This is a genomic window from Rahnella sp. JUb53 (assembly GCF_004346065.1).
Lineage (GTDB): Bacteria > Pseudomonadota > Gammaproteobacteria > Enterobacterales > Enterobacteriaceae > Rahnella > Rahnella variigena.
On sequence record NZ_SLYT01000003.1, the window covers coordinates 130,454 to 148,833 of the forward strand.

Below are 18,380 nucleotides of genomic sequence, written 5' to 3' on the forward strand. Positions count from 1 at the left end.
ACGTAAATGAGAAATCACAATACTCAGAGTGATTTTCTGGAATTATAACTAATGCAGAATTCCATCTTAATAAAGGTGACTGCATGTCAGCATTAACTGAAAGGATCAGTGCGAAAGAAAAGCTGGGTTTTGGATTAGGTGATGCGGCAAGCCACATTGTTTTTGATTCCTCTGTCGCTATTCTTGCCTATTTCTATACGAATATTTATGGTTTGCCGCCAGCGGTAATGGGAACCCTATTCTTAGTGGTCAGGGTACTTGATGCGATCACTGATCCTATTATGGGCGCGATTGCCGATCAGACCAAAAGTCGCTGGGGAAGATTTCGGCCCTGGCTACTGATTATTTGTGTTCCCTTTGCCGTTAGTTGTGTTCTGGTTTATTCCACGCCAGATTTTGAACAGACCGGTAAAATTGTTTATGCGGTTTTCGCTTATATATTTATGACCTTAATGTACACGGCGATTAATATTCCTTACTGTTCTTTAGGTGCCGCAATTACTGCCGACCCGCAGGATAATCTTTCCCTGCAATCGTGGCGTTTCGCTATTGCGCCAGTCGGGGGGGCGATGGGGACGGCGCTAATCCTGCCGTTAGCTGATTTTATCTCACCGGGAGACCGCGCAACTGGTATGCAGTGGGCGATGGGCATCTTTGGTGTCATTGGCTGCGTAATGTTCTTTGTCTGTTTCCTCACCACGCGGGAACGTATTACACCGGTGAAAGAAGAGAACATGAATATTCTTCGCGATGTGCGTGTGCTTATGCAAAACGATCAGTGGCGGATCCTCTCAGTTTATAACCTTGCCATGTTATGTGGCGTGGTGGTTCGCGGCAGTTTGCTGGTGTATTTCGTGCAATATGTTCTGCATCAGGGAAGCGGCATTATTTCCATTTTCATGATGGCGACTACCGTTGCGGCTGTTATCGGCAGTTTATTTGCGAAAAAACTGGGTTCGTGGATGTGTAAAATCCGCGCGTCCATCTGGGTTAATATATTAAGTGCATTCGCAGGATTACTTTTCTTTGTGCTGCCAACCGATTACTGGATCCCTGCCTTTATTGTTCATATTGCCCTTAATTTATTACAGGGGATAAATGCCCCGCTGCAATGGTCAATGATCACGGATGCCAATAATTATGGGGAGTGGAAAACCCAGCGCCGAATTACTGGGATGAACATCGCGGCGAATATCTTTGTGATTAAACTCGGCGTGGCGATTGGTGGCGCGCTGACAGGCTGGGGGCTGGCGTGGTTTGGTTATCAGGCGGGCGTGGAACAACAATCGGCGGAAGCGGTACGCGGTGTCCTGATTTTATTCACCGTCTTACCGGCTATTTTCTATCTGATTACGGCTTTCTCTATCCGTTACTATCAGCTGACGGAAGAGCGTATGAATCATATTGTCAGTGATCTGGGTGACGGAAAATTTCAGACACAAAGTCTGCAGACAGAGGGTTTACAGACTCACAGTTAAGATATTCGTCCCGGCGCCTCACGCCTGAGAAGCCGGGACGATAAACGTTAATCTACGCGGCGGTAACTGCGCTGAGTATTGTTCACTTTGTACAGATAGCGGCGGGATTCTGCCGACGGATGTTTGGTCGTCAGAGTGGTGTACACATCGCCCGGCGCCATATTGTTGATGATGTTAAACGCCTGTGTTTTGTTCTGTGAGAACACGCGCAGAACACTGCCTGCACCGCCGTTATAAGCAGTAATCACAGCATAGCGACGTGATGTCGGGTTGTTGATGTTCCCCAGATACACGTTTTGCAGCATCGCAAGATAAGCCGTGCCGGTATTGATATTATTCTGCGGATCAAACAGATAGCTGCGGCTTGGCTTGCCCCATTTTCCTTCAGATTTAAACACATCGACACCCGCGGTATGCTGCACAACCTGCATCAGGCCCAGCGCATCGGCATTACTCACCGCATACGGGTTAAAGGCTGATTCGGTTTGCATGATCGCCAGGATCAGAGACTGATCGACGCCATATTTAGCTGATGCTTCACGGATCATCGGCAGATATTTATGCGCACGTTTGTTCAGGTGGTTCGGCACCATCTGGATCGTCACGGAATAAATCACGTGCAGACCGGACTGACGGCGCATCAGTTTGTTCTGAATCAGATAATCAGCAAAGCTTGCTGCACGGCCTTCCCAGCGGATTGGCTGGCCGGTGTTGTCGAGAACCTGACCGTACAACATCGGTTCACGGCTGATCTGGATATCATTGGCGTCGGAATAAAGGTCAACATTGCCCGGATCGTCGCCCACCAGCAAGGTACTGATAATGGCCTGACGCAGGCTGGCCGCCGGATCCGTGCCAGAAATAGTCTCAAGGGTGATGGTACCCGCATCAAAGTTGATGTGGCTGCGGGTGTAATACTGATCGCTATATTTCACGTAGTCTTTCGGACCCGCGATCAGCACTTCGTTCATACCCCAGATATTTTCGATGTTATGGGCGAACTGCCCCATCAAAATATCGAATCCGTTGGTGTCTTTCACATAAGCTTCGTTGAACTGGTCTTTCTTGCTGCCGGAGCAGGAGATCAACATGGGCGCGATAACCAGCAAAGCTAAAATTTTCTTCATCTTACAAACCGTTTCTGATGAAAGAAGCAGGCACCCGGAGTACCTGCCTTAATGTTTTAACCATTGTTATAAATGATTATTTTGACGGCGGGGTATAGCCTTCGATATGCACGTCCTGACCTTCGAACAGGAAGTTGACCATTTCCTGTTCCAGCAGTTTGCGGTCTTCCGGATTCATCATGCTGAGTTTCTTTTCGTTGATCAGCATGGTTTGTTTGGCCATCCACTGCGACCAGGCTTCTTTCGAAATCTCATTGAAGATACGTTTGCCAATCTCGCCAGGGTACAGCTGGAAGTCTTGCCCTTCAGCATCGCGCTTGAGAAAAGTACAAAAAATCGTTCTGCTCATGCTAATTCCTTATCGATCGTTCTTTTGGGTCGGTTCTTTAGCCAGTTGCGTCAACAGACGCTCTACCGGCGCGGCCAGCCCGACGGATTGTGGTTGCGCTAAGTTATACCAGAGACCCGCACCTTCATCCATGCAACCCGCGGAAGAACGCAGATTTAACCACATCGGGACGATATCCAGATGGAAATGGCTGAAAGTGTGACGAAAAGCGGTCTGCTGCTGCAACTGATTTTGCGTAACACCGTATTTTTTCAGACCAATAGCCAGTTCATCTTCGGTGGTAAATTGCGGGAAGCAGAACAATCCGCCCCACAAGCCGACCGGCGGACGCTGTTCCAGCCAGACTTTATCTTCCTGCTGGATCATCAGCATAAACGCGGTCTTTTCCGGCAGGGTTTTCTTAGGTTTTTTACCGGGATAATTCGCCCAGCTGTGATGCGCATAAGCTTCACAGCCGGATTTCACCGGGCACAGCTCGCATTTTGGCTTGCTGCGGGTGCAAACCATCGCGCCTAAATCCATCATTGCCTGATTAAACTGAGCAACACCTTCGGCGGGCGTGACGTCTTCGCTTATCGTCCACAGTTTGTTTTCGGTTTTCTTCTCGCCCGGCCAGCCGTTAACAGCATAGCAGCGGGCCAGCACGCGCTTCACATTCCCGTCTAAAATAGGGAAGTGCTGATTCAATGCCAGCGACAAAACCGCGCCGGCGGTGGAACGGCCAATGCCCGGCAACGCGAGAATTTCATCAAAGGTAGTCGGAAATACGCCGCCGTGCTGGCTGGCGATGGTCTGCGCCGCTTTATGCAGGTTACGCGCACGGGCGTAATAACCCAGCCCGGTCCACAGATGAAGAACTTCATCGAGCGGCGCAGCAGCGAGATCAGACACCGTCGGGAAGCGTTGCATAAAACGTTCAAAATACGGGATAACAGTCGTTACCTGCGTTTGCTGCAACATCACTTCTGAAAGCCAGACTTTATAAGGTGTTTTTGCGATTTGCCACGGCAGCGTTTTGCGGCCATAGCGCTGATACCAGTCGAGCACCAGAGGTGAGAAACGTTGGGCTTCCATCATGGGTGAATTACAGTCCGGCAGGGTTAAAAGACGGGGCTGATCACATCACAGTTCCCGTCTGGCTGTAAACCGGAACTTTCCGCACTGTATTGACGGATTTCCTGCCCGCAAGCCTTGCTAATCGGGAGTAAGTTTGGATAATGCGCCTTTCCTTATATTTAGTGACCAAAGCACAGGCATCCGCGCGCGGGTACCGCGTCTTGCCAATCGGAGTGGAAACACCATGAAAAACGACGTCATTTCACCGGAGTTCGACGAGAACGGTCGCGCGATGCGCCGTATCCGTAGTTTTGTCCGCCGTCAGGGCCGTCTGACTAAAGGTCAGCAATTCGCGCTGGACAACTTCTGGCCGGTGATGGGCGTGGAGTTTCAGGCCGAATCCCTGGATATTGATGCCTTATTTGGTCGCTCTGCACCTGTGGTACTGGAAATCGGTTTCGGCATGGGCACATCGCTCGTCACCATGGCGCAACAGAATCCTGACCAGAACTTTATCGGGATTGAAGTACACTCACCGGGTGTTGGCGCGTGTCTGGCAACGGCGCACGAAGAGGGCGTCAGCAACCTGCGCGTGATGTGTCACGATGCGGTTGAAGTGCTGGAAAAAATGATTCCGGATGGCTCGCTCGATATGGTGCAGCTATTCTTTCCTGACCCGTGGCACAAAGCGCGCCATAATAAGCGCCGTATCGTGCAGCCTGAGTTCGTCGAGAAGCTGCGCAAGAAACTAAAAGTGGGCGGTGTATTCCACATGGCAACCGACTGGGAGCCGTATGCGGAGCACATGCTCGAAGTGATGACCCGTTTAGAAAGCTGGGCGAATCTGTCGCAGGAAGGTAATTATGTCCCGCGTCCTGAATCGCGCCCGGTGACCAAGTTCGAAATGCGTGGCCAGCGTTTAGGCCACGGCGTGTGGGATCTGATGTTTGAGAGGAAGCAATAATGGCTACAAATCGCAGTCGTCGTTTACGTAAGAAGTTACACATTGCCGAGTTCCAGGAACTGGGCTTCTCTGTAAAATGGCGTTTCCCGGAAGGTACCGCGGTAGAAACCATTGATGAATCCCTGGATAAATTCATCGACGGTGTGATCGAGCCAAACAAACTGGCTTTCGATGGCAGTGGCTATCTGCAATGGGAAGGTCTGGTTTGCCGTCAGGACATCGGTCACTGCACTGATGAACAGCGCGCGCAGGTCAAAAAATGGTTAGAAGACCAGAAAATGGAAGACGTGGAAGTTTCTGAGTTATTCGATATCTGGTGGGACTGATTCCACCGGTCAGATAAATTCTGAATCTTTGAAAGGTGCCTTCCGGCACCTTTGTTACATCTGGAGGCAGGACGTTGGGTACCGAACTCGATAACAGTTTGCTGCAAGATATTCTGGCGCAGGTCAGGCCGCTGATTGGCCGTGGCAACGTTGCCGATTATATTCCTGCGCTGGCGGAAGTCAGCCCCGATCATTTAGGGATTGCCGTGTGTACCACGAAAGGGGAGATCTTTCGTGCCGGTGATGCCGATATGCGTTTCTCGATCCAGTCGATCTCAAAAGTGCTCAGCCTGACGCTGGCGCTGACCCGTTATCAGGAAAGCGAAATCTGGCAGCGCGTCGGCAAAGAGCCGTCCGGTCAGCCGTTCAATTCGCTGGTTCAGCTTGAGCTTGAACAGGGAAAACCGCGTAATCCGTTTATCAATCCGGGCGCGCTGGTGGTCTGCGATATGCTGCAAACCCGGCTCTCCGCACCGAAACAGAGAATGCTGGAAGTGGTGCGTCAGCTGGCCGGATCGCCAGATCTCAACTACGATCGGCACGTTGCCCGTTCAGAGTTCGAGCATTCTGACCGCAACGCGGCGATTGCTTATCTGATGAAGTCTTTCGGTAATTTCGACAACGACGTCATCACCGTTTTGCATACCTACTTTCACTACTGTGCATTGCGCATGAGCTGTGAAGAACTGGCACGGACGTTTGTTTATCTTGCCAATAAAGGGCATCCGCTGGGCAGCGAGACACCGCTCATCGATGCCCGTCAGGCGCGGCAGATTAATGCGATGATGGTCACCAGCGGCATGTACGACGGCGCGGGTGAATTCGCTTACCGCGTCGGTATGCCGGGTAAATCTGGCGTCGGCGGTGGCATCATTGCCGTGGTGCCTGGCGAGATGTGCATTGCGGTTTGGTCACCGGAACTTGATGCGGCAGGGAACTCTTTGGCAGGTATTGCTGCCTTAGAATTACTGGCGCAACGTATTGGCCGTTCAATTTTTTGAGTTTGCTGTCTTAAGGGAGAGTACATGTTAGTAAAAAGTGGAGTGGTAAAAACCGGACTTGCTGCGTTACTGGCGCTGAGCGCGTGGAGCGCACAGGCTGATTATCAGTGTGCCGTCCAGCCTAAGGATGACGTGATCATCAAGCCGCAGACCGTTCAGGTTGTCGGTAACAGCGGTGATCTGCTGATCACACCAAACGGTAACGTGACCCTCAACGGAAAAGACATGACCCTGAGCGCCAGACAGCGTCAGGAAGCCATCGACTATCAGGCCGGTTTACGCCGTGACCTGCCGTGGATTGACCAGGGCGCGACGGCGCATCTTGAAAAAGGCCGGGTTGCGGTTGACCGTGTGATCGTCGAAAAACTGGGCAGTGACAGCAACGTGCGTAACCGCCTGGTTAAGCTCGATAAGCAGCTGAAAGAGCAGATGAACCTGATTATCGAACACCGCACTGATGGCCTGACTTTCCATCATAAAGCAGTGGATCAGGTGAAGCAAAATGGCCAGAAGCTGATGGAACAAACCATGGGCGGCGTCATGCAGGACAGCATCAACGAGATGGGACTCAAACAGGCTGCGAGTGGCGGAAATCCACTGCAGGCGATGATGGGTAATCTCGGCGGTTTACAACAGGCCGTTCAGGAAGAGTGGAACAAGCAGGAAAAAGAGTTTAAAGCTTTTGGCGATGACGTCTGTAAGCGCGTGACCAATCTGGATACTCAGCACAAAACCTTGCTGGCAGATTTGAAACAGTAAGCTGCCAAATGACAGATACAAAAAAACCGCGATTACGCGGTTTTTTTTTGCCCCTAAACCTTACTCCGCCAAAAACAGCTCCAGCAGCGAATTCAGGAACAGCTTTCCTTTGCTGGTGATCTGCCAGTGCGTGTCGGTTTCGACCAGATATTCTTTGGCGATCGCTTCGTCTAACTGTGCGCGGATCACCGATTCATCCAGCCCGGTATACAGACCAAACTCTTCACGCGGCGCGGCTTCCAGCAGGCGGAAGCGGTTCATGAAGAATTCAAACGGCAAATCTTCGGTTTCCACCGGATGCTGTTTATCCATATAACGACCCTGCATGTAACCGCGAGGGTGTTTGGTTTTGACGGTACGCAGGATTTGCCCGTCTGGCTGCGTCAGTTTGCCATGCGCGCCACAACCGATGCCGAGATAATCCCCGAAGCGCCAGTAGTTCAGGTTGTGCTGACACTGATAGCCCGGTTTGGCATACGCCGAGGTTTCGTATTGCTGGTATCCGGCTGCGGTCAGCAACTGATCGCCTTGCTCGAAAATATCCCACAGCGCGTCATCATCCGGCAGTTTAGGCGGACGCGAGGCATACATCGTATTTGGTTCGATAGTGAGCTGATACCAGGACAAATGCGGCGGATTGAGTGCGATTGCCTGACGCAAATCGTCCAGCGCTTCTTCCAGTGTCTGATCCGGCAAACCATGCATCAGATCCAGATTGAAGCTGCGCAGGTTCAGGCCAGTCGCCAGATGTGCCGCACGTTTGGCTTCGTCAGGGCCGTGAATACGCCCCAGACGCTCCAGTTTCTGTGCATCAAAACTTTGCACGCCGATGGAAATACGGTTTACCCCCGCGCGCTGGTAGCCGCTGAAGCGGTCTGCTTCGACGGTACCGGGGTTGGCTTCCATGGTAATTTCAGCGTGAGCATCGAGCGGCAACCGCGCACGCACGCCATCGAGCAGATTCTGCATTGCGTCGCTGCTCAGCAGGCTTGGGGTTCCGCCGCCGATAAAAATGGTCCCTACGCTGCGTCCGCCCACCAGATGCAGATCCGCATCTAAATCTGCCAGCAGATGTGCGACATAATCGTCATGCGGCACTTCGCCCTTTAACGCGTGCGAGTTGAAATCGCAGTAAGGGCATTTTTGCACGCACCACGGAATATGAATGTAGAGACTCAGCGGCGGTAACTTACGCATTCTTCTGTACTGCCTCTTTCATCGCGGCAAACAACAGTTTCAATGCCTGTCCCCGGTGCGACACCGCACTTTTTTCTTCACGGCTCAGTTCTGCGGCGGTTTTACTCAGCTCAGGAACATAGAAAATCGGGTCATAACCAAAGCCGCCTTCACCTGCCTGGGCAAAGGTGATTTCACCCGCCCAGCTGCCGTGGCACACCAGCGGCGTCGGGTCTTCAGCATGGCGCATATAGACCAGCACGCAGTGGAACTGTGCTTTACGCTGGCCCTGTGGAACGTCCTTCAGCGCGACCAGCAGTTTATCGAGATTCTGCTGATCAGAGACATCAACGCCTGCGTAGCGCGCGGAGTAAATCCCCGGCGCCCCCCCGAGGAAATCAACCGCCAGACCAGAGTCATCTGCCACAGCAGGTAAACCGGTGACAGCCGCCGCGTGGCGGGCTTTAAGGATGGCATTCTCAATGAACGTCAGGCCGGTTTCCTCGGCGGATTCAACGCCGAGTTCGGTTTGTGCCACCACGTCCAGCCCGAATTCGGCCAGAAGATGTGCGAGTTCACGCACTTTACCGGCGTTGCCGGTAGCTAATACGACTTTCTGCATGGGAGAGTCCTGACTTAAACGTTATTCTGCGAGCAGTACCGCGACCTCAGTCGGGATATTTTGCGGATGGATAATGCGGACTTGTTTATGGCGGCCCAGCTCGCCCTTTTCGATGCTTATCTGACTTTTGGCGACTTTAAACTGTTTTGAGAGAAATTTCACCAGATGTGTGTTGGCCTGTCCGTCTACCGGCGGGGCGGTGATGGCGACTTTCAGTTCGTCGCCATGCAAACCGACAAGGCTGTCACGGCTGGCTTTGGGCTGGATAACCAGCCGCAAAACCAGCGCGTCAGATTGCCAGTACGCCGGGCTTAAAGCTGGAACCACAGCGCACCCAACAGATCCATTCCGAGATAATTCAGCATATACAGGATCAGGATTACGACCATCGCTGAGAAATCAATGCCGCCCATTGCCGGGAGTATGCGGCGGATTGGCGCCATCAGCGGCTCAGTCAGTTGCATCAGCAGATAATCCATTGGTCCGCGGCCCTGGCTCACCCAGCTCATCAGCGAGCGGATAATGACCAGCCAGAACACCAGATAACCCGCGGCTTTGACCAGCCCTATCAGGCCAATCAGCAGACTGCTCAGACCAAAGAAGATAGCGCCGCTTTGGATAAGTAACAGCAGTGGGAATTTAATGGTGCAAAGAATGAAAGCCAGCAGCAGGCTTGCGCTGTCAATCGGGCCCAGCGGCGGAATAATCCGGCGAAGTGGTCCGATAATCGGCTGAGTAATCTTCACCACGAACTGTGAAAACGGGTTATAAAAATCTGTACGTGCCCATTGCATCCAGATGCGCAGCAGCAGAACCATCACGTAGAGATCTATGAGGGTTTTAACCAGAAAAGTCAGCGTTAACATAATTCTCCTATGCCCTTCATCCTTCGCGCTGCTTCTGCGTTGGCTGCCTTCGCAAACCCCGGTCACATACTGATGTATGCTCCCGGCGATTTGACTCAGTTGCCGCCTTGACGCAACACGAATGATTTTGGGCAGTGTTATTTTATTATTTGCTCTTATTAGAACAGTTTTTCCATTTCCTGCGCGCGGGTAATGGCGGCCTGCATGGCCTCGGAAACGATCTCCGGTAATTGTCGGTCGGTGAACACTTTCAGAGCTTCAAAGGTCGTGCCGCCTTTGGACGTCACATTCTCACGAAGTTGTGACAATGGCGTGTCCGGGCTGGCCGCAACCAGTGCGCTGGCACCGCTGGCGGCTTGTTCAACCAGCATCCGCGCGGTTTCAGCACTGAAACCCAGACGCTGCGCTTCGGCCTGCATTGCTTCCATAAAAAGGAAGAAATACGCCGGTGCGCTGCCTGCGGCGGCAATCACGTGGTTGATACCTTCTTCGGTATCAACCCAGCAGATTTTGCCCACGGCAGTCATCAGTTCGCCGCTGTAATCACGATCTGTCTGCGAAACCTGATCAGGTGCATACAAGCCGCTCATGCCCTGGCCGACCAGCGAAGGCGTGTTAGGCATGATGCGCACGATGTTGAGATTATCGCCCAGCAACTCGCAGAAGCGCGCCACGCTGACGCCTGCGGCAATCGACAGTACCAGCTTGTCGCTAAAATCCACGTCTTTTTGCAGTGCTTTACATACATCCGCCATCATCTGCGGTTTTACAGACAATACAACGACATCTGCGGCTTTCGCACAGGCGTTGTTATCACTGCTGCTCTGTACGCCATATTTTGCGGCCAGCGCATCGCGATGGGAGGTGGAAGGGGCACAAACGCTGATCATATTGGCCGGATAACCACTTTCAACCAGGCCTGAAATGATGGCGCCCGCCATGTTACCGGCACCGATAAAACATATTTTGCGATGTTGCATTCATGCTCCTTGCTTTTAATGGGGGCTGAACTGAGCCGATCAATAGTAAAGCAGTATACCGACAGATAGCGGTTACTGTTTTGCGCTGTAATCACGGGCACCGAAAATAGCGGTACCGATACGAACCATGGTGCTTCCGGCGGCAATCGCAGCGGGCATATCATCGGTCATGCCCATCGATAACGTATCTGCCTGCGGACAAATGCTCTGTAAAGCTTTCAGGGCTTCACGCATCTGACCGAAGACTTCCAGCTGGCGCGCATAGTCGGTTTCTGCGGCCGGAATGGCCATCAGACCGCGCAGCGTCAGGTTAGACATCGCCATAATCTGCATCGCCAGTTCGTTGATTTCACCCACAGCAATACCAGATTTACTGGCTTCGTCGCTGATATTCACCTGAATCAGCACCTGTAACGGCGCTAAACCCGCCGGACGTTGCTCGTTCAGGCGCTGGGCGATTTTCAGGCGGTCAATGGTATGACACCAGTCGAAGTTCTCCGCGACCAGACGGCTTTTATTCGACTGCAACGGCCCGATGAAATGCCAGGTCAGCGCAGGCTGATGTCCGGCAAAGTGGGCAATCTTATCCACGCCTTCCTGCACGTAGTTTTCGCCGAATGCTAACTGCCCGGCGGTAATCGCTTCTTCGACAGCGCTCGCAGGTTTAGTTTTACTCACTGCAAGCAAGGTAATTTCTTCTGAATGCCTGCCGCAAAGGTGTGCAGCGGCTGCGATTTTTTCGCGGACATTGTGTAAGTTCTGCTCAATAGCGTTTTGCTGACTAATGCTCATAGGGACTCAGGAGGATTTCAACATAGATATTGATGGATTAGTGGGGCGTAGTGTAAAGCAAAATGCCTCCGATCTGCACCTTTGTACCGGCAATCGGCCTGTGCTGCGTATCGGAGGGGAATTATGCCGCTGTGAGGACCTGCCGCTGATCGACGCATCGCAGATGCAAAAGCTCGTCAGCCAGTGGCTGAATGTCGCAGAACAGACGACTTTGCAACTGGCCGGGCAATTCGATAAAGCGCTGACGCTGGCGGAAGGCGTGCGGATGCGCCTTAACGTGTTTCAGCAACTGCATGGTTTGTCTGCGGCGCTGAGGCCGGTTCCCGCCCGTTGTCCTGAACTGGCAACGCTGCTGGCACCGGATATCTTGCAGCAAATCATTACGCTGGAAGACGGCCTGATCCTGGTCACCGGAGCAACGGGGAGCGGGAAGTCCACCACGCTGGCGGCAATGATTGATTACCTCAACCGCCATACGACGCGGCACATTATTACGCTGGAAGATCCGATTGAGCTTATCCACATCAGCAGGCATTGCCTTATCCAGCAGCGAGAACTGGGGCTGCATACCCGTTCATTCAGTGAAGCGGTACGCGGCGCGTTGCGTGAGGATCCTGACGTGTTACTGCTGGGAGAATTGCGCGACACCGATAGTATCAGGCTGGCGCTGACGGCGGCAGAAACCGGGCATCTGGTGCTGGCGACGCTGCATACGCGCAATGCCACACAGGCTATCGACCGGCTGATTGATGTCTTTCCGGCAGAAGAAAAAGCCTTTGTACGGGCACAGCTGGCGGGCAGTCTCAGGGCTGTCGTCGCGCAGAAACTGGTGGCGCAAAAACCGAAAGGAGGGGAGGGGAATACTGATGAAAAAACGGTAAGAGTGGCGCTGTTCGAAGTGCTGACGTCAACACCGGCGGTGTGCAATATGATCCGCGAAGGAAAAACGCATCAGCTGGCAGATATCCTGCAAACCGGCGCACAGGCCGGAATGCAGACGTTTGCCCAAAGCCGCCAGCAGCGGCAAAGCGCAGGATTACTGGCGGCAGATCAGGACTGACTCCATTGCTTCTCAAACCAGCTTTCCAGAATGATCACCGCAGAAGCGGCATCCACGCTGCCTTTGTCCAGCGCGCGGAAGCCGCCGCGATCGAACAAATCAGCACGGGCTTCAACGGTGCTCAGACGTTCGTCGTGCAGTTCAACCTGCACGCCAAAACGGCCATGCAGACGGTTGGCAAATTTGCGCGCACGGGCGGTCAGCGGTTGCTCTGTGCCGTCCATGTTCAGCGGCAGACCTACAACCACCAGATCCGGCAGCCATTCTTTCAGCAGCTTTTCGATTTTCTGCCAGTCCGGCGTCCCGTCCTGCGCTTTAAACGACGTCAGCGGGCGGGCGGTGCCGGTGACTTCCTGACCGATGGCCAGACCGATGCTTTTGGTACCGAAATCGAAAGCAAAAACCGTGCGGTTAGCCATTATGCATGCCCTGCATGGGTGGCAAGCTGGCCGACGTCAACGCCGATCATTTTCGCGGCTTCACGCCAGCGGTCAGCAATCGGGGTGCGGAATAAAATGTCATTGCTGGCTTCAATGGTCAGCCAGGAATTTTCCAGCAGCTCTTTTTCCAGCTGGCCTTGTTCCCATGCGGCGTACCCGAGCGCCACCAGCACATCTTTCGGCTGGTCGGGTGTGCCCAGCGTTTCCAGCACGTCTTTAGACGTGGTGATCATGGTGCTGTCCGAAATACGGATACTGGAGCCAAACCCTTCACGCGGCGTGTGGAGAATAAAACCACGGTCGTCAGCCAGCGGACCACCTGAAAACACCGGGCGGTCGAGGCGGATGTTCGGGTCGCGAGGCTCGGGTGTGATGTCCAGTTTGTCGAGGACGTTTTCAACGGTGAAATCTTCGACCAGTTTGTTGATCACCAGACCCATAGCGCCGTCTTCATTGTGTTCGCAGATATAGACGACCGAACGTTTGAACTGGGGTTCATCCAGGCCAGGCATCGCAATTAGAAAGTGATGTTGTAGATTCATGGTAAGCAGGATGTTTAACCTCAGAAAATTGAAATGCAGCTAAGAGGGCAGTGTAGTACGTCATCCGCAGCAAAAAAAGTGGGTTATCCAGCATTGCTGAACAACCCATCAGATTATGCGGCCAGGTAGTTTATCGGGCAGCCAGACGCTTTTCGATAGCATCCATCAGCATGCCGGTGACGGAAATCGGGAATGCCGCTTCGATTTCACGCGCACAGGTCGGGCTGGTGACGTTAATTTCAGTCAGGCGGTCGCCGATAATATCCAGACCGACAAAAATCAGGCCTTTTTGCTTCAGGATTGGCGCGACAGTGCGGGCTATCGCCCAGTCACTTTCGCTCAGCGGACGGGCTTCGCCACGGCCACCGGCGGCCAGATTACCACGGGTTTCGCCCTGCGCCGGAATACGCGCCAGGCAGTAAGGCACAGGCTCGCCGTCGACCACCAGAACGCGTTTGTCGCCGTCCTTAATGGCGGGCAGATAATTTTGCGCCATACAGAAACGGCTGCCGTGTTCGGTCAGGGTTTCAATCACCACCGAAACGTTCGCGTCTTCTGGTTTCAGACGGAAGATTGAAGCGCCACCCATGCCGTCGAGCGGCTTGAGGATCACGTCAGTGTGTTCTTTATGGAACGCTTTGAGCTGAGCCGCATTGCGGGTCACCAGCGTATCCGGCGTCAGTTCCGGGAACCACGCCGTGAAAAGCTTTTCATTACAGTCACGCAGGCTCTGCGGTTTGTTAACAATCAGCGTGCCTTTTTCTTCCGCGCGTTCAAGGATATAGGTAGCGTAAATGAATTCAGTATCGAACGGAGGATCCTTACGCATCAGGATGACATCCAGTTCCTGCAGGGCGATATCCTGCTCAGTGCCGAACTCATACCAGCCGTCGTAATCCTGCTTCACGCTGAGTTTTTTGGTGGTCGCACGGCCTTCGCCGCCGCGCAGATACAGGGAATTCATTTCCATGTAGTGCAGCTCGTAGCCACGACTCTGCGCTTCCAGCAGCATAGCGAAACTGGTGTCTTTTTTGATGTTGATGGAAGAAATCGGGTCCATCACGATGCCAAGCTTGATCATTTGGTCTCCTCTTAACCCAGATCGCCGAAACGAACCTGTAAGGCCGTTATCGCGGTGAGTGCTGTGGTTTCTGTACGCAGAACACGGGGTCCCAGCAGGATATCAGTAAATCCGTAGCCGGAGGTCATTGCAATTTCGTCAGCGGATAAACCGCCTTCCGGGCCGATCAGTAAGCGGACGTGGCTCACCGGTAGCGGCAGGGTGTTAATACTGTGGCTGGCGCGCGGATGCAGGTTCAGCTTCAGGCTGTCGTCCTGTTCGGCACACCATGCTTCGAGCTGCATCACCGGGCGAATTTCAGGAATGCGGTTACGTCCGCACTGTTCGCAGGCCGCGATGGCAATTTTCTGCCATTGCTGCAATTTTTTCTCCAGGCGTTCGCCGTCAAGTTTGACGCCGCAACGCTCAGAGAACAGCGGAGTAATGGTGTTCACGCCCAGTTCGATAGATTTCTGAATGGTGAATTCCATCTTCTCGCCGCGTGAAATCACCTGGCCGAGATGCAGATTCAGCGGGGATTCGTTGTCTGACAGCACGCCTTCGCTCAGGCTGACACGCACACTTTTCTTATCAACCTGCGTGATGCTGGCGTCGAAAACCTGATTGCTGCCATCAAATAACTGGATCGCCTGACCGGGCTGCATCCGCAGAACGCGTCCGACATGGTTGGCGGCATCTTCGCTCAGCGCAATTTCGCTGTGAGCGGTCAGGGTTTCCGGATGATAAATGCGGGGTATGCGCATGTGTGGCTGCTGTCCTTAAAGTCTTTTCTGGAGGGCTATTTTGGCGTGATTAGCCCGCGTTGTCGCGAGCTAATGTGCTCTGATGACATGCTAATACTAAGTTAGCTTTTTCGTTGCGCGCAAGCTTGCTGAACGTAAGGGTTGTGATTGCCCTGTACGCTGGCGATGCGGTTATCACGCTCACATTCCCATGAAGTGACCGGATACTGGCGATCCCAGGCGGTAAAGAGCTGGGTTTGCTGACGGGACAGATTCAGTTTGTACTGATCGCGCATGTAGAAATAGGTGCGTGCGATGGCACCGCGGGCACGGGCTGGCGGCTCAGCGGCCTTGGCCTTGAAGTCGACTTTCATTTCGCAGCGGCCATACTGGCCTTCACCACCATTCCATTGGCTGTACATAAAATTATTACGGTCGCCATTCACTTCGCCAATCGCGGGCTGCAGGTTGTGCAGGTCGGTTTCTACCTGACGATAATCCGCGTTTTTCGCACAATTTTTACGTCCGCCATCCTGCCAGCACTGCATCTGATGACCAAACTGCCACGCAGGAACCACATGTTCCCACTCAATCCGGCTGGCGCGCTGTTCACTTTTACGAACCTGATAGCCGCAGGATTGCAGATCCGGCGTGCCTTTCTTGCCCTGCCAGCTGATGTTACAGCCGCAATAGAAGGTCGGCGCACCCTGATTAATTTTTACCGCTGCGGCTTTGGCCTGAGAGAAATTATTGATGGCATGACCAGACTGGCTCAAGGCGCTCAGCGGTGCCAGCGCACCGATAAACAGAAAAGATAAGAACGTTTTACGAAACATGTTTCTGAAAGACCTGAGACTAAAAGGCCGGAAGGGTAACGGATACCACGGGCTGTGACAATGAGACTTTGCCGTGATGAGTGATTGAAAAATCAGCAGTTAGTGGTGCCTTTAGCATTGAACCGTAACAGCTCGCCACAATGGCGGCAGCGGTATTCTGACTCTTTGCGCATCACTTTATTATGACGACGCACGGTCAGCTGATGGTCACGGCAGGCGCATAAATACGGATAGGTTTTGCTTTGCACGGAGGCGACTTCGAACTTGTGCGTTCTGCTCGCTGAAACGCCCAGAACATGTTCCATCATCCAGCGCCACTCTTTGCCGTGCGGCGCAGGTGCCCGGCCAAACCTGCGATATACCAGCAGGTGCGCCAGTTCGTGCGGTATCACTTCATCGATAAACGGCTGCTGGTTTTCCATCAGCAATACCGGGTTCAGCCGGATTTGCCAGTGTTGCAGGTACGCGCTGCCCGCGCTGGTGCCGCGTTGCTGATAAGTGATTTCCGGCTCCGTGTAATCGGTGCCAAAAAACTGATTTGCCATCCGGAGTTTTTCCCGCAGACAGCGCATAACGGCTTGTTGCAGGGCGATGGGGAGACGTGAGGTTTTCATCTGGCGAAGGATAAATCTGGTGGGGGAGAGATGCAATATGGAATTCCTCCCCTTTGCAGGGGAGGAATGGCGAACTTATTTATTGCTAACTTACTTACCGATGTCGCGCAGGGCTTCGCCTTTCATCAGGTTGCGTTCGATGTGTTCCAGAGAGACGTTTTTAGTCTCAGGGATCAGCGCAATGGTGATGAAGATGAAGACCACGTTCAGCGCGGCGTACACCCAGAAGGTGTTGGCGTTGCCGAGGCTGTCGAGCATGGTCAGGAAGGTCGCACCGACAATCATGTTGGCGATCCAGTTAGTCGCGGTGGACACAGTGATACCAAAATCACGGCCTTTCAGCGGCTGAATTTCAGAACACAGTACCCAGATCAGCGGACCGGCACTCATGGCAAAACCGACGATAAACATCAGCAGCATAGCAATAGAGAAGTATTTCGCCGCATCGGATTCGACACCGATATGCAGCATGGTACCCAGCACGCCCATACCGACGGCCATCACCAGGAAGCCCAGTTTCAGCGTTGGTTTACGGCCCCAGCGGTCAACCAGACCGATGGCAATGAAGGTCGCCAGAACGTTGACCAGACCGACAATAACCGTGCCCCACATCTGCTGAGAGGTGCTGGCGAAACCGGCGATACCGAAGATTTTTGGTGCGTAATACATGATGACGTTCATACCGGTGAACTGCTGCATCACCTGTAACAGAATGCCGAGGTAAACCGCACGACGGAAGTTTTTGTTGTTAACAAACAGTCCCCAGCCGCTTTGTTTAACTTTCAGGCTTTCACGGATTTCATCCAGTTCATGTTTTGCCTGCTCGCTGGAATCACGCAGTTTTTCCAGGACGCGGCGCGCTTTGCCATCATCGCCACGTGCGGCCAGCCAGCGCGGGCTGTCCGGCAGGAAGAAGACACCAATCAGCAGCAGCAGCGCAGGAATGGTGATGATACCCAGCATCCAGCGCCATGCGCCGGTATAGCTGAACGCGGTATCAGACAGATACGCCGCCAGAATACCGATGGTGATCATCAGCTGATACATGGAAATCATGCTGCCACGAATTTTTTCCGGTGCGATTTCTGACAGGTAAATCGGTGCGGTGTAAGACGCGATACCGACTGCCAGACCCAGCAAAACGCGGGCAACAATCAGGATTTCTGCATTGGGTGCAAAGGCGGAACACAGGGAACCGATAACGAACAAAACCGCGCCGATCATCAGGCTGTATTTACGTCCCAGGCGGAAGTTCAGCCAGCCACTGCCGACAGCACCGACGGCGGCACCAAACATCATGGAACTGACAACCCATTCCTGTTGATGGTTTGTGATCTGGAAGTCATGGCTGATAAAGGGCAGGGCACCAGCGATAACGCCGATATCTAAGCCGAACAGCAGTCCGGCAAGTGCAGCGAGAAAACAGACAAAGAAAGTGACGCTTTTATTCGAGCGTTTTCCTTTGGTCGAAGTTGAGTTGTTCATCCGGTCTCCAAAATAATGCAATCGTTTTGAGTTTGTAATAATGCTTAGGCTGTTATGTTATTTACCCTGCGCACAGCTTAACGTGAACCCGCTCACAGTGTTGT

22 protein-coding genes are annotated in these 18,380 nt (G+C 53.1%); 6 read left to right on the plus strand and 16 right to left on the minus strand.

Features of this window, described 5'->3' with window-relative positions:
* Positions 1 to 83: 83 nt before the first annotated feature.
* Complete coding sequence (locus tag EC840_RS08335; protein WP_113878339.1) at positions 84 to 1,478, plus strand: glycoside-pentoside-hexuronide (GPH):cation symporter; 1,395 nt, start codon at positions 84 to 86, stop codon at positions 1,476 to 1,478.
* A gap of 47 nt (positions 1,479 to 1,525) precedes the next feature.
* Here EC840_RS08335 and mltC read toward each other — a convergent pair whose 3' ends face one another.
* The 3 genes from mltC to mutY all read right to left on the minus strand — a co-directional run bounded on the left by mltC (position 1,526) and on the right by mutY (position 4,031).
* Positions 1,526 to 2,605, minus strand: coding sequence for a membrane-bound lytic murein transglycosylase MltC (mltC, locus tag EC840_RS08340; protein ID WP_112289020.1), 1,080 nt, complete (start codon positions 2,603 to 2,605; stop codon positions 1,526 to 1,528).
* Positions 2,606 to 2,681: 76 nt separating this feature from the next.
* A complete protein-coding gene (locus EC840_RS08345; protein WP_112289019.1) occupies positions 2,682 to 2,954 on the minus strand; it encodes an oxidative damage protection protein in 273 nt (90 codons plus the stop codon).
* Between the two features lie 9 nt (positions 2,955 to 2,963).
* On the minus strand, positions 2,964 to 4,031 hold the full coding sequence (mutY, locus tag EC840_RS08350; RefSeq protein WP_132964948.1) for an A/G-specific adenine glycosylase: 1,068 nt from the start codon (positions 4,029 to 4,031) through the stop codon (positions 2,964 to 2,966).
* 223 nt (positions 4,032 to 4,254) lie between these two features.
* Between mutY and trmB the strand changes: the two genes are divergently transcribed.
* From trmB to EC840_RS08370, 4 genes are all read left to right on the plus strand, one after another.
* The gene (gene trmB / locus EC840_RS08355; RefSeq protein ID WP_113878340.1) at positions 4,255 to 4,974 is read left to right on the plus strand and encodes a tRNA (guanosine(46)-N7)-methyltransferase TrmB; all 720 of its coding nucleotides are present in this window, start codon (positions 4,255 to 4,257) and stop codon (positions 4,972 to 4,974) included.
* Entirely contained in the window at positions 4,974 to 5,300 is a 327-nt protein-coding gene (locus EC840_RS08360; protein WP_095924788.1) for a YggL family protein, read from the plus strand. Before trmB ends, EC840_RS08360 begins: the two co-directional genes overlap by 1 nt.
* A gap of 74 nt (positions 5,301 to 5,374) precedes the next feature.
* Positions 5,375 to 6,301, plus strand: coding sequence for a glutaminase B (gene glsB, locus EC840_RS08365; RefSeq protein ID WP_132964950.1), 927 nt, complete (start codon positions 5,375 to 5,377; stop codon positions 6,299 to 6,301).
* Between the two features lie 24 nt (positions 6,302 to 6,325).
* On the plus strand, positions 6,326 to 7,060 hold the full coding sequence (locus EC840_RS08370; protein ID WP_120161018.1) for a DUF2884 domain-containing protein: 735 nt from the start codon (positions 6,326 to 6,328) through the stop codon (positions 7,058 to 7,060).
* Positions 7,061 to 7,120: 60 nt separating this feature from the next.
* Here EC840_RS08370 and hemW read toward each other — a convergent pair whose 3' ends face one another.
* The 6 genes from hemW to EC840_RS08400 all read right to left on the minus strand — a co-directional run bounded on the left by hemW (position 7,121) and on the right by EC840_RS08400 (position 11,496).
* Positions 7,121 to 8,257 (minus strand): radical SAM family heme chaperone HemW, encoded by a 1,137-nt coding sequence (hemW, locus tag EC840_RS08375; RefSeq protein WP_112289014.1) that lies wholly within the window; start codon positions 8,255 to 8,257, stop codon positions 7,121 to 7,123.
* The gene (locus tag EC840_RS08380; protein ID WP_132964952.1) at positions 8,250 to 8,858 is read right to left on the minus strand and encodes an XTP/dITP diphosphatase; all 609 of its coding nucleotides are present in this window, start codon (positions 8,856 to 8,858) and stop codon (positions 8,250 to 8,252) included. The genes hemW and EC840_RS08380 overlap by 8 nt, the downstream gene beginning before the upstream one ends.
* A 21-nt stretch (positions 8,859 to 8,879) precedes the next feature.
* Positions 8,880 to 9,185: a DUF167 family protein YggU gene (yggU, locus tag EC840_RS08385; protein WP_112289012.1), complete on the minus strand. Its 306-nt coding sequence runs from the start codon at positions 9,183 to 9,185 to the stop codon at positions 8,880 to 8,882.
* Positions 9,170 to 9,724, minus strand: coding sequence for a YggT family protein (locus EC840_RS08390; protein ID WP_013576832.1), 555 nt, complete (start codon positions 9,722 to 9,724; stop codon positions 9,170 to 9,172). The genes yggU and EC840_RS08390 overlap by 16 nt, the downstream gene beginning before the upstream one ends.
* Positions 9,725 to 9,882: 158 nt before the next feature.
* Complete coding sequence (gene proC / locus EC840_RS08395; RefSeq protein WP_132964954.1) at positions 9,883 to 10,704, minus strand: pyrroline-5-carboxylate reductase; 822 nt, start codon at positions 10,702 to 10,704, stop codon at positions 9,883 to 9,885.
* A 72-nt stretch (positions 10,705 to 10,776) separates the two neighbouring features.
* Complete coding sequence (locus EC840_RS08400) at positions 10,777 to 11,496, minus strand: YggS family pyridoxal phosphate-dependent enzyme (protein ID WP_132964956.1); 720 nt, start codon at positions 11,494 to 11,496, stop codon at positions 10,777 to 10,779.
* Positions 11,497 to 11,518: 22 nt separating this feature from the next.
* On the opposite strand from EC840_RS08400, the gene EC840_RS08405 reads away from it, so the two are divergent.
* On the plus strand, positions 11,519 to 12,556 hold the full coding sequence (locus tag EC840_RS08405; RefSeq protein WP_132965216.1) for a type IV pilus twitching motility protein PilT: 1,038 nt from the start codon (positions 11,519 to 11,521) through the stop codon (positions 12,554 to 12,556).
* On the opposite strand, the gene ruvX is transcribed toward EC840_RS08405, so the two are convergent.
* The 7 genes from ruvX to EC840_RS08440 form a co-directional block, all read right to left on the minus strand.
* On the minus strand, positions 12,547 to 12,975 hold the full coding sequence (ruvX, locus tag EC840_RS08410; RefSeq protein WP_013576828.1) for a Holliday junction resolvase RuvX: 429 nt from the start codon (positions 12,973 to 12,975) through the stop codon (positions 12,547 to 12,549). The two genes, EC840_RS08405 and ruvX, sit on opposite strands and share 10 nt — an antisense overlap.
* Positions 12,975 to 13,538, minus strand: a complete 564-nt coding sequence (locus tag EC840_RS08415) for a YqgE/AlgH family protein (RefSeq protein WP_112289008.1) — start codon at positions 13,536 to 13,538, stop codon at positions 12,975 to 12,977. The genes ruvX and EC840_RS08415 overlap by 1 nt, the downstream gene beginning before the upstream one ends.
* Positions 13,539 to 13,668: 130 nt before the next feature.
* A complete protein-coding gene (gene gshB, locus EC840_RS08420) occupies positions 13,669 to 14,619 on the minus strand; it encodes a glutathione synthase (protein WP_112289007.1) in 951 nt (316 codons plus the stop codon).
* 11 nt (positions 14,620 to 14,630) lie between these two features.
* Positions 14,631 to 15,362, minus strand: a complete 732-nt coding sequence (gene rsmE, locus EC840_RS08425) for a 16S rRNA (uracil(1498)-N(3))-methyltransferase (RefSeq protein WP_112289006.1) — start codon at positions 15,360 to 15,362, stop codon at positions 14,631 to 14,633.
* A gap of 101 nt (positions 15,363 to 15,463) precedes the next feature.
* A complete protein-coding gene (endA, locus tag EC840_RS08430; RefSeq protein ID WP_120161005.1) occupies positions 15,464 to 16,177 on the minus strand; it encodes a deoxyribonuclease I in 714 nt (237 codons plus the stop codon).
* A 92-nt stretch (positions 16,178 to 16,269) separates the two neighbouring features.
* On the minus strand, positions 16,270 to 16,791 hold the full coding sequence (locus EC840_RS08435) for a SprT family zinc-dependent metalloprotease (protein ID WP_132964958.1): 522 nt from the start codon (positions 16,789 to 16,791) through the stop codon (positions 16,270 to 16,272).
* Between the two features lie 90 nt (positions 16,792 to 16,881).
* Positions 16,882 to 18,276 (minus strand): sugar porter family MFS transporter, encoded by a 1,395-nt coding sequence (locus EC840_RS08440; protein WP_113878353.1) that lies wholly within the window; start codon positions 18,274 to 18,276, stop codon positions 16,882 to 16,884.
* Positions 18,277 to 18,380: the final 104 nt, after the last annotated feature.